The sequence below is a fragment of the Prevotella sp. HMSC073D09 genome (genome assembly GCF_001814145.1).
Classification (GTDB): domain Bacteria; phylum Bacteroidota; class Bacteroidia; order Bacteroidales; family Bacteroidaceae; genus Prevotella; species Prevotella conceptionensis.
This window is the reverse complement of the sequence record NZ_KV815108.1, coordinates 21,631-31,225: the sequence shown is the minus strand read 5'-3', so window position 1 is coordinate 31,225 and position 9,595 is coordinate 21,631. Positions and strand designations below refer to the sequence as shown.

The window sequence follows — 9,595 nt, the reverse complement described above, 5'->3', positions numbered from 1 at the left end:
TGGTACAAAACGCAGTGCATTTTGGTGCTAAACGTAGTGCGTTTTGCCGCTAAACGCAATGCGTTTTGGTGCTAAATGCAGTGCGTTTTGGTGCTAAACGCAAGGCTAAATGCCGCTAAATGCAAGCCGATTAAGCATAAGTATACACTGCAATGGTATAAACCAAACCTTTTATAACCATAAAAACATGGCTCGAAAGGGCAAAACAGGCGTTAAAAAGTAGGGTTTTAGGGGCTAAAAGTGCGTTATTGGGCTTAAGAAATAATGAGCTGGCAAGCAAACTAGAAAGGCTAAATGGTGCAAAATGCAGGTTAGCCAACCCTAAAACGAAGAAAAAGAAAACAGAAAAGATGAAAAACCGCGGCATTTACTATGCTTTTCGCCCCCCATTTTCTCTAAAACACCTCGCCGCGGAGGAGTAGTTTTGTAAAAATTAAAAACCAAATTTAACATATTTAATTTCACTTGCATGGCTCAGGCGTTTCTTATTGCATTGCATCGCGCCAACAACTAGACTGCCAACAACACATAATGCTTTGTCAACGCGCAAGTTATCACAGGCTGCCTACCCGCATTATCAACACTTTTTTATAAGCGCCCGAAGTGGGTTTGGGTGCAAAAGTCCACCCCTTTTCACCCACAGGCCACCTCATACGACCCTAATCTGCCTCCCATTTATTTTGTGGAGTAGTACGTTTTCGCTAACTTTGCAGCAATGAGTGAACCATTAGCCGAAAGAATGCGCCCACGCTCGCTCGACGATTACGTAGGGCAGAAACATTTAGTAGGGCCAAACGCCGTGCTGCGCAACATGATTGAGGGCGGCCGCATACCCTCTTTCATACTCTGGGGGCCACCTGGGGTAGGCAAAACTACGCTCGCACAAATCGTTGCAAAGAAACTAGAAACGCCCTTCTACACGCTAAGCGCGGTGACAAGTGGCGTTAAGGATGTGCGCGAGGTGATAGAAAAGGCCAAGAGCGGCCGCTTCTTCGGGTCGCATTCGCCCATTCTCTTCATCGACGAGATACACCGGTTCAGCAAGTCGCAGCAAGACTCGCTGTTGGGAGCAGTAGAAAAAGGCATCGTTACACTTATCGGAGCCACCACCGAAAACCCATCGTTCGAGGTTATTCGCCCCTTGCTTTCGCGTTGTCAGCTATATGTGCTGCAAAGCCTTAGCAAAGAAGACCTTGAAGAACTTATACAACGCGCACTGAACACCGATGTGATTTTACAACAACGAAACATCGAGGTAAAAGAGAGCACAGCCCTGATAAGATACAGCGGAGGCGATGCACGCAAGCTGCTAAACATTCTCGAATTGGTGGTTGAGGCCTCGCCTGCCAACGCACCCCATGTGCTGATAGACGATGAAACGGTGGTGAAATGTCTGCAACAAAACCCCTTGGCTTACGACAAGGACGGCGAAATGCATTACGACATCGTGTCGGCCTTCATCAAAAGCATACGCGGCAGCGACCCAGACGCGGCTCTCTATTGGATGGCGAGGATGATTGAGGGCGGCGAAGACCCGCAATTTATTGCGCGCCGACTGGTTATCAGTGCGGCAGAAGACATCGGCTTGGCCAATCCCAACGCCTTACTCATTGCCAATGCAGCCTTCGATGCCGTGATGAAGATTGGTTGGCCGGAGGGAAGAATACCCTTAGCCGAGGCCGCAGTGTACTTAGCCACGAGTGCAAAGAGCAATTCGGCCTACCAAGGCATCAATGCCGCACTCGAAACGGCACGTTCAACGGGCAATCTCCCCGTGCCGCTGCATCTTCGAAATGCGCCTACCAAGCTGATGAAACAGCTGGGATATGGCAGCGGCTACAAATATGCGCACGACTACGAAGGACATTTTGCCCAACAGCAATACTTGCCCGACGAACTTCAAGACGCGCGCTTTTGGTTTGCACAGCATTCGCCTGCCGAAGAGAAACTATACCAACGGATGGTGCAGCTGTGGGGCGACAAGAAAAAATGAGCATGCAACCAATAGGCGGTTTCGTTGAGCCAAGGGCTGATGCACAAGCAGACAAACGCCCTTGTCGACTGCGAAACGACCTTGTCAACTGCGCACTGCCCTCGTTAACTCGTCAACTGGCGAGCTTGTCAACCGCACCACTCTTGTCAACTTGTCAACTAAATAACAACCCATACACCCATAAATATACTTTAAAACATGAAAATCGTTATACTAGATGGCTACACCGCCAACCCCGGCGACTACTCGTGGAAAGAGCTTAACAGCTTTGGAGAGGTTGAGATATACGACCGAACATCGCGCGACGAAGTGATTGCACGAGCCAAAGACGCCGACATGGTGCTAACAAACAAGGTGGTATTGAAGGGCGAAACGCTTGCACAACTACCCCAACTAAAATACATCGGCATCTTGGCCACGGGCTATAACATCATCGATGTTGACGAAACGCGCGCTCGCGGCATCGTGGTGGCCAACGTTCCTGCATACAGCACCGACAGCGTTGCGCAGATGACGTTTGCACATGTGCTGAACATCACCAACCGCATTGAACACTACGCCGACCAAAACCGCAAGGGACAATGGAGCGAGGCGGCCGACTTCTGCTATTGGGACACGCCCCTTAGCGAGTTGGCCGGCAAGACATTCGGCATCGTTGGCCTAGGCAACATCGGCCAAAAGGTGGCACGCATCGCCCTAAACTTCGGCATGCGGGTTATCGCTTTTACGAGCAAAAGGGCCGAAGAACTGCCCGAAGGCGTGGAGAAAGCCAATCTCGAAGAGTTGCTGATGCAAAGCGACGTGCTGTCGTTGCACTGTCCGCTCACCGAGAACACGCGCGAAATGATTAACCGTCAATCGCTGGCGAAGATGAAACGCGGTGCCATTTTGGTGAATACGGGTCGCGGACCGCTGGTGAACGAGGCCGATGTAGCCGAGGCTTTGGCCGAAGGTAGGCTGGCTGGTTATGGTAGCGACGTGATGAGTAGCGAGCCACCAAAGGCCGACAACCCGCTGCTTAAACAACCCAACGCCTTTATTACGCCCCATATAGCATGGGCTACGGCCGAGGCGAGAGGCCGACTGATGGCCACGGCCATAGAAAACGCCAAGGCCTTTATCGCAGGCAAGCCACAAAACGTGGTGAATGGGCTGTAAATAAGCGTGGCGCACGGAGCAACATAGACGTTTAGGAGAGGCTTTACAGTCAGGCTACCGACAACGAAACAGCGCACAAGGCCTTGAAAGCACCGCCAACAGCATGGATGCCAGATGGGCAAATAGAAAGCAAAAGCCCGTGCGCCACGCACGCCCTCACCCTTTCAGGATAATTATAAAGAGATGACATACAGAGACCCGGAACTGGTTCAGACCGTTCAAACCATAATAGAAATAGTAGGAACTTTCGCCTTTGCCATATCTGGCATACGCCATGCGTCGGCCAAACAGGTAGACTGGTTCGGCGGATTGGTGTGCGGTATCGCCGTAGCCATTGGCGGTGGAACGCTACGCGACATGATGTTGGGCGTTAAACCCTTTTGGATGACCTCGTCGGTGTACATGATTTGCACCGTGTTGGCCCTCCTTTCCATCATCGTTTTTGCCAAATACGTGCGGCGACTAGACAATGCGTGGTTTGTGTTTGATACGCTCGGGTTGGGACTCTTCACCATTGCAGGACTTCAAAAGGCCCTCGCCCTGGGGCATCCCTTTTGGGTTGCCATCATCATGGGCTGCATAACGGGGTCGGCAGGCGGTGTCATTCGCGATGTATTGCTCAACAATGTGCCGCTTATTTTCCGCAAGGAGATATACGCAATGGCAAGTATTGCAGGCGGTTTGCTTTACTGGGCGTTGTACGCTTTGCGCGTAGAAGTAAGCCTCATCGTGCTCATCTGTTTCCTCTTCATCTGCCTTGTGCGGTTCTTGGCCATGCGTTATCACATCTCACTACCCATTCTGCGCGAAGAAAAGCCCAAGGAATAGCAGGCAGATAGCCGCCAACGGGCAAGACACAACCATACACGGGGCAGCGGCGGATGCAACAAGATGCGTGCTGCATTTGCCGCCCCACGTTCTCTACACCTTATTAATAACCAATAACACACAAAACAACTAACCATTAATTGAACCCATGAAACCAAGCAAGATTAAACAATTTGTCATTCAACTAGTAGTTGCATATGTGATAATCGTCGTCGTGAAAATGCTCGCATGTATGGTTATCGGCGAGCAGTTAGCCGTACACAGCATCCTCGCGTCGATAGAAACACTGACTTTTGCCTTATTCACATCGCTCTATATCAGCATCTTTGCCAAGAAATAAGATAGCCAAAGACAGTGTTATACGGCACAAAAAAGGCTGCAAAGGCATCGCCAAACCACCTTGGCGCGTACCAATTGCAGCAGAAAAAATCCCTCATCCGAAAGGTGAAAAGATGCACACGCGGCATCTTTTCACCTTTTTATATGCCTATGTTTCCGTGAAAGCTTGTGCCTTAGGCAAGCTTAAAAGCAAGCCATTTACATCACAACCTTTACCGTTTCGTGCTTATTGCCATAGTTCACTTTCAGCAAATACACGCCAAACATTGGCTGTTGCATGGGGATAACGTAGCTACCCTTCCCCACAACGCCTAAACTAACCTTGCGCAACACCTTACCCGACACAGAGATGAGTTGCACTTGCACCTGCTCTTCTTTGTCTAAATCAAGGTGTAGCGTTAGCTTATTGTCCTTCGTGCCACCCACAAACACCCTTTGCGAGGCATTGTTTGTTGGACGAACAATGGCCGTGGTGGTGCCTTTATACACCAAAACAAACTCTTTAATGGTAATGTCGTAGCCTTTATCGCTCGTCATGCCCGAACCATTGATGGAGAATTGCATGAAATTGAAGTGCAACGGATAGGCTGCTCGGTCGTTGGGATGGTCCATTAAGTCGGCCAACGCAAGGCTAATGGTGTTGTCCCTGTTCTTTTTAAAGCCCTGAAACTCCTTATTGATAGTGGCCATGCCGCCGTTGTTCTCCTTAAAGCGGAAACTAAGCTTGCTGATATTCGTCTCGCCTGCATTAAACGTAAGCCTAATACTATCGGGCAAACCATAAAGTGGGAAGTCGTTGTTGTAGGTCACATAGGGATTGCGCCCAGGCTTGTAAGTGAACGTTGTTTTAACAGCATCGTTCGTAGGAGTATTGACAACATCTTTCAAGTTGGCCGAATGAGTAACCTTCCAAGTTGCATCGGTAAACGCACAAGCAGTAAGCGAGGGCTTGTCGGCAATCTCAATGTTCACTTTAAGCTGGTCGGTAAAGCTACCCAACCTACCCGTTACAATGGTCGACCCATTCTGCAAGCCCTTAACAACTCCTTCGGTAACAGCACAAACAGATGGGTCGGCAACTTCCCACTTCATTGCACCTGGATACAGATTAAACACATTGCCCCCCACTTCGGTTTGCACTTCAATGGGGTAAGTCACCTTGTTATCGAGTAAAACAGAGTCTAAACGGATGGCAACAGGAGCCTCTGGCAGCAGTTCCACTTCTATTTTCTCCGTCGCTCCGTTGTAGCTAGCAGTGATTACCCCCGATTGATTGCCCGATGCAAAGAAACTGCCGTCGGCCAATACTTCACCCACTTTGGCGTCTACTGTTTGCTTTACGCCTTCAACATTCTTCAAAACAAGCACGCCATACCGGTTATATCCGTAAAACGTAGGCTTAAAAACACCATAACGAGGCAGCCTAACCTTTGTTTGAAGGCTCCTTATCTCGGTTATTGTGTTATCCGTGGGCGCGGTAGAAACCACATAGATACCATTGCCTACGGCTCGTTCTGTTCCGTCGCTGTTCTTATTCATCGGACCAAAGTCTTTCAGGAACAGACAACTAGAACCACCGCCGTCGAGGTTCATGGCAGTGTACGCGCCAACAAACCGCATAATCTCGGCCAACTCTTTTGTCGTTGCTCCCGAAGAAATGGTACTACGTCCGTCTACCACACAATGAATGGCCGTCTTCTTATCTTGCGTGTAACCAAACCCCGTTCGCGGGTGCAGTTCGTTCCATACTTCGGTCGTATTTACGTTACCATCCTGCAACATGGGACTGCGCTGGTCGCCGCCAACCACGTCGGCAAAGGGCGCAGTGGCACCACCGATAGACAAGTTCAGTGCGATTTTCACCTCCGTCCCAGCTGTTAGGGCAGCCAATTTACCGGCTATCGCCCCATTGGCAGACAATACTGCACCGCCTGCTGGTATGCGCATGTTGCCCTTATGCCGCACAACCGAAACCACCTTTGCACGAATTTCCTTGTTCAGCTGCCATGTTTCGCCCTTAGAGAGGGCAAGCAGCACTTCTGTTCCATCAGCACCTGTGTGAGTATATTCTCCGTTGTGCTGATTATAAAGCACCAATTGGTTTTCTTCTCTCAGGTGGTTAACATGATTAATTGCGTAACGTTCCGTTCCGATTTGCAGACTTCCCGAATAACTCATTGCACCGATATAGGGCATTTTAGCCTTATCGAAGGCGAACACCTGCCGATGATAAGACGTCGCAGCGTTGTTGGCCAGCTCGTTATTCACCACTGTACAACCAATGGGCATGCCCACATAGTCGGACACATTGTAGAAGTCGCCGTTTGTTCCGGCGATGTACACTTCTTTCTCTTTGCTCTTTCGGGCTGCCACCTGCGTTGGTTGTTCGCCTCCGTAGATTGAGTCGCGCCCCAAAGCGGCGCGGTAAGCGACATAAGGATTAGTGAGGTCTACTTTCAAAAAGAAAGCATTGATACGCCTTGCGCCCTTAAACTCCAAGGCCAGATATTGCGTTCCTGGTCCGGCTTTAAACAAGGCAACCGTGTCTACACGATAACTCTTTCCATCAATGACAACGTCTCTTGCCTGCACATAAGCTGCCAGCATCAGCAGAACAAGAAGACTTAGAAGAATCTTTTTCATAAGGCGAATAAGTGTTTATACCATAAAAAGAAGGAAAAAGTAAGCCGACAGAAGCCCCTTTTCAAGGCATTCTATCGGCCGTTGGTGTTAGTTGATAACTACTTTTATCGTTTTCGCATTGCCGTTCTTACCCAGAACATGCAGCAAATAAACGCCACGTGCAGGAGCCTTAACCGCTTGTGCGTTTGCAGTTTCGGCCACCTTCTGTCCAATGGCGTTGTAAAGCGTGATGCACTTAACATCGGCATTCACCGTGATAACGTTTCCACGAACCGTATAATCCAACTTATCGCCTTCTACCTTGGCGATGTTGGTCGACACATTGTTGGCAAATTCGTAGATGCCATAACCGTTTTTATAGGCATAGATGTTGATGCGCGCCTTCTTTTGTCCGCCTACTCCGTCAACAATTTCCACTCTGGGCAACGCCGTTCTTACTGGATTTCCAACACTTCCTAATCCAGCTTGCGGAAAGCGATAAAGGAAAGTCATGTCGGCAAACGAGCGACTTTCGTCCTTAAACTTAAAGATGTCGAAGGCTTGCGGTGCTTCTTTATCATCGGTATTGGTTGATGCCACAATCAGATAATAAGCGCCGTTCAGTTCAAACTCCGTCACACCATTTTGTCCCGTGCTTACAGGAGTGAGCGGTTTGTTGTTTTGAAATCCGTCTACCGCAGCCCCATTCATGTCATACAACATCGGCATCGTGTTAAATCCGTCGTGATAAAAAAGCTCGTTGTCTACGATATTGATGCGCGGAGCAGCACCAGCGGCCACCGCCTTTTCGGGATTAAACTTTGTAAGCACAATCGTTTGCGGATTAGCAACATCTGCCACGCCCTTGGTTACGGTATATTTAATAACGGTATTGCCTGCACCTGCCTCGTTACCGCTCACGGGTAGCATGATGATACCATCGCCATTCAATATGTCGCCATACAAGTCGTACGTGTCTATGCGCATCGCCTTGGGCAAATCGGCAGGCAATGTGGCGTTCAACACCGTTTTATACGCCACTGGTGTTTTGGTAACATCCACGTAGTTCACCCTAAAAAGATGGGCTGCACCATCTCCGCGCATGTCGGTTGCCAGGTTAGAAACGAAGATATGCCCGGCGTTGTCCACCTGAACGTCGTTGCAGATAAAGCCAAGAGCCGCTTCGCCCTCTTTCCACATCTCCTCTGGAAGGGTGATTGTGCGGAGCAACGCACCAGTTTTCCCATCAAGTTCTATCAGTTTCGATACGGCTCCCTCTCTGCAACACACGTACATCTTACCGTTAACCGTGGCCATACCGCGCGCATCTCCTGCCACACCGCCAGGAAGTACAGCGTTTCCTCCGTTTAAAAGTGCAGAGTTGAGGTACAGGTTGGTGAGTTGTTCACCTGTTGCCGTCGGCGCATAAGTCGCGGCATCCTTGTTGTTTTGTGCTACTGCCGATACGCTACATAAAGCGCATACAGCCAAATGAAGTAAAATTCTGCTCATAATGTCTAGGCTTTTTAATGTAATAATTTGGGTATTGTTAATAGTTATTTTCTCGTTCCTAGTAAAGCATGCGTTCTTGCCAAAGCAATGTTTCCTAGTTGACAAGATGACGAGAGCATTGCTCAGTTGACAAGTTAACGAGTTGACGAGTTTACAAGCTGACGAGAGCATTGCTCAGCTGACAAGTTGACGAGTTGACAAGAGCGGTGCAGTTGACTAGATTGTGTCGGCAAGTTTGCTGATTATCAAGCTCATTCTAAACGTTCCACGTTCGCTAACGCGAAACATTTGTTGCCATATTGCAAATATATGAATTTCTTTTTACATTATCACGAATTTATATTATTTTAATTGTTTGTCGCTTATTTTTGGATTGTAAACACGTAAAAAGGAGGAAACAAGCGAACGACAACGCCACAAATCGGTGCAAACCGCTGACTAAAAGCTGCTAACACCGCATAGGCAGACACCGCAGATAAGCGCCAATAAACCAGCAGAAACCATCCTTCAATCCATTCTTACCAAGCTAAACTCTACCAAATCGCGCCATTTTCCCTCCCCCCTTCACTTTATTTATGTAACTCATAAACTTACAAACTCATGACCAAATCAGCCAACAAATTCTCAACCCCATAAGCAAACAAACATACCAAACCATAAGCTTACAAACAGCATAACCCCATAAACTTAATACCTAACAAGCAAACAAACCCACAAAGCCATAAACTTACAAACCTTAAAATCTTACGCTATGTTTTACAAAACACGCTCCACTCGCCGTCCCTTTCTAGCGTGAATTACCTCCAAAAAACATGCAATTAGCCGCATTTTGCAACCTTGCACGCTTCTGCTTTAGTCCATTTTTAAGAAAAGGACCTGCATTTTGCACCATTTTGCCTTTCTAGTTTGCTTGCCAGCTCATTATTTTTCACGCCCAATTACGCACTTTTTGCCCCTAAAACTCCACTTTTTAACGGCCATTTTGTCCTTTTTGACCATGTATTTAGTGGTTCGAAAGGGTTTTGTATATACCATTTCAGCGTATATTTATACTTCTCGTCTTGCATTTAGCAACATTTTGCCTTGCGTTTAGCACCAAAATGCGCTGTATTTAGCACCAAAACGCATTGCATTTAGCACCAA

General features: G+C 48.3%; 6 protein-coding genes. 4 read left to right on the top strand and 2 right to left on the bottom strand.

From position 1 onward, the window contains the following. Positions 1-715 precede the first annotated feature (715 nt). The 4 genes from HMPREF2955_RS09290 (at position 716) to HMPREF2955_RS09275 (ending at position 4,319) form a co-directional block, all read left to right on the top strand. Complete coding sequence (locus HMPREF2955_RS09290) at positions 716-1,993, top strand: replication-associated recombination protein A (protein ID WP_070722878.1); 1,278 nt, start codon at positions 716-718, stop codon at positions 1,991-1,993. Between the two features lie 198 nt (positions 1,994-2,191). Beyond that, positions 2,192-3,151 carry a D-2-hydroxyacid dehydrogenase gene (locus HMPREF2955_RS09285; RefSeq protein WP_070722876.1) on the top strand — a complete coding sequence of 320 codons (960 nt, stop codon included), beginning with the start codon at positions 2,192-2,194 and terminating at the stop codon, positions 3,149-3,151. A 183-nt stretch (positions 3,152-3,334) separates the two neighbouring features. Continuing rightward, positions 3,335-3,979 (top strand): trimeric intracellular cation channel family protein, encoded by a 645-nt coding sequence (locus tag HMPREF2955_RS09280; RefSeq protein ID WP_019187201.1) that lies wholly within the window; start codon positions 3,335-3,337, stop codon positions 3,977-3,979. Positions 3,980-4,127: 148 nt separating this feature from the next. After that, positions 4,128-4,319 (top strand): hypothetical protein, encoded by a 192-nt coding sequence (locus tag HMPREF2955_RS09275; RefSeq protein WP_070722874.1) that lies wholly within the window; start codon positions 4,128-4,130, stop codon positions 4,317-4,319. A gap of 197 nt (positions 4,320-4,516) precedes the next feature. Here the strand turns inward: HMPREF2955_RS09275 and HMPREF2955_RS09270 are convergent, their stop codons facing one another. Both HMPREF2955_RS09270 and HMPREF2955_RS09265 read right to left on the bottom strand, forming a co-directional pair. Further along, a complete protein-coding gene (locus HMPREF2955_RS09270) occupies positions 4,517-6,961 on the bottom strand; it encodes a phosphodiester glycosidase family protein (protein ID WP_070722872.1) in 2,445 nt (814 codons plus the stop codon). A gap of 87 nt (positions 6,962-7,048) precedes the next feature. Then, a complete protein-coding gene (locus HMPREF2955_RS09265) occupies positions 7,049-8,452 on the bottom strand; it encodes a T9SS type A sorting domain-containing protein (RefSeq protein WP_070722870.1) in 1,404 nt (467 codons plus the stop codon). Positions 8,453-9,595 lie beyond the last annotated feature (1,143 nt).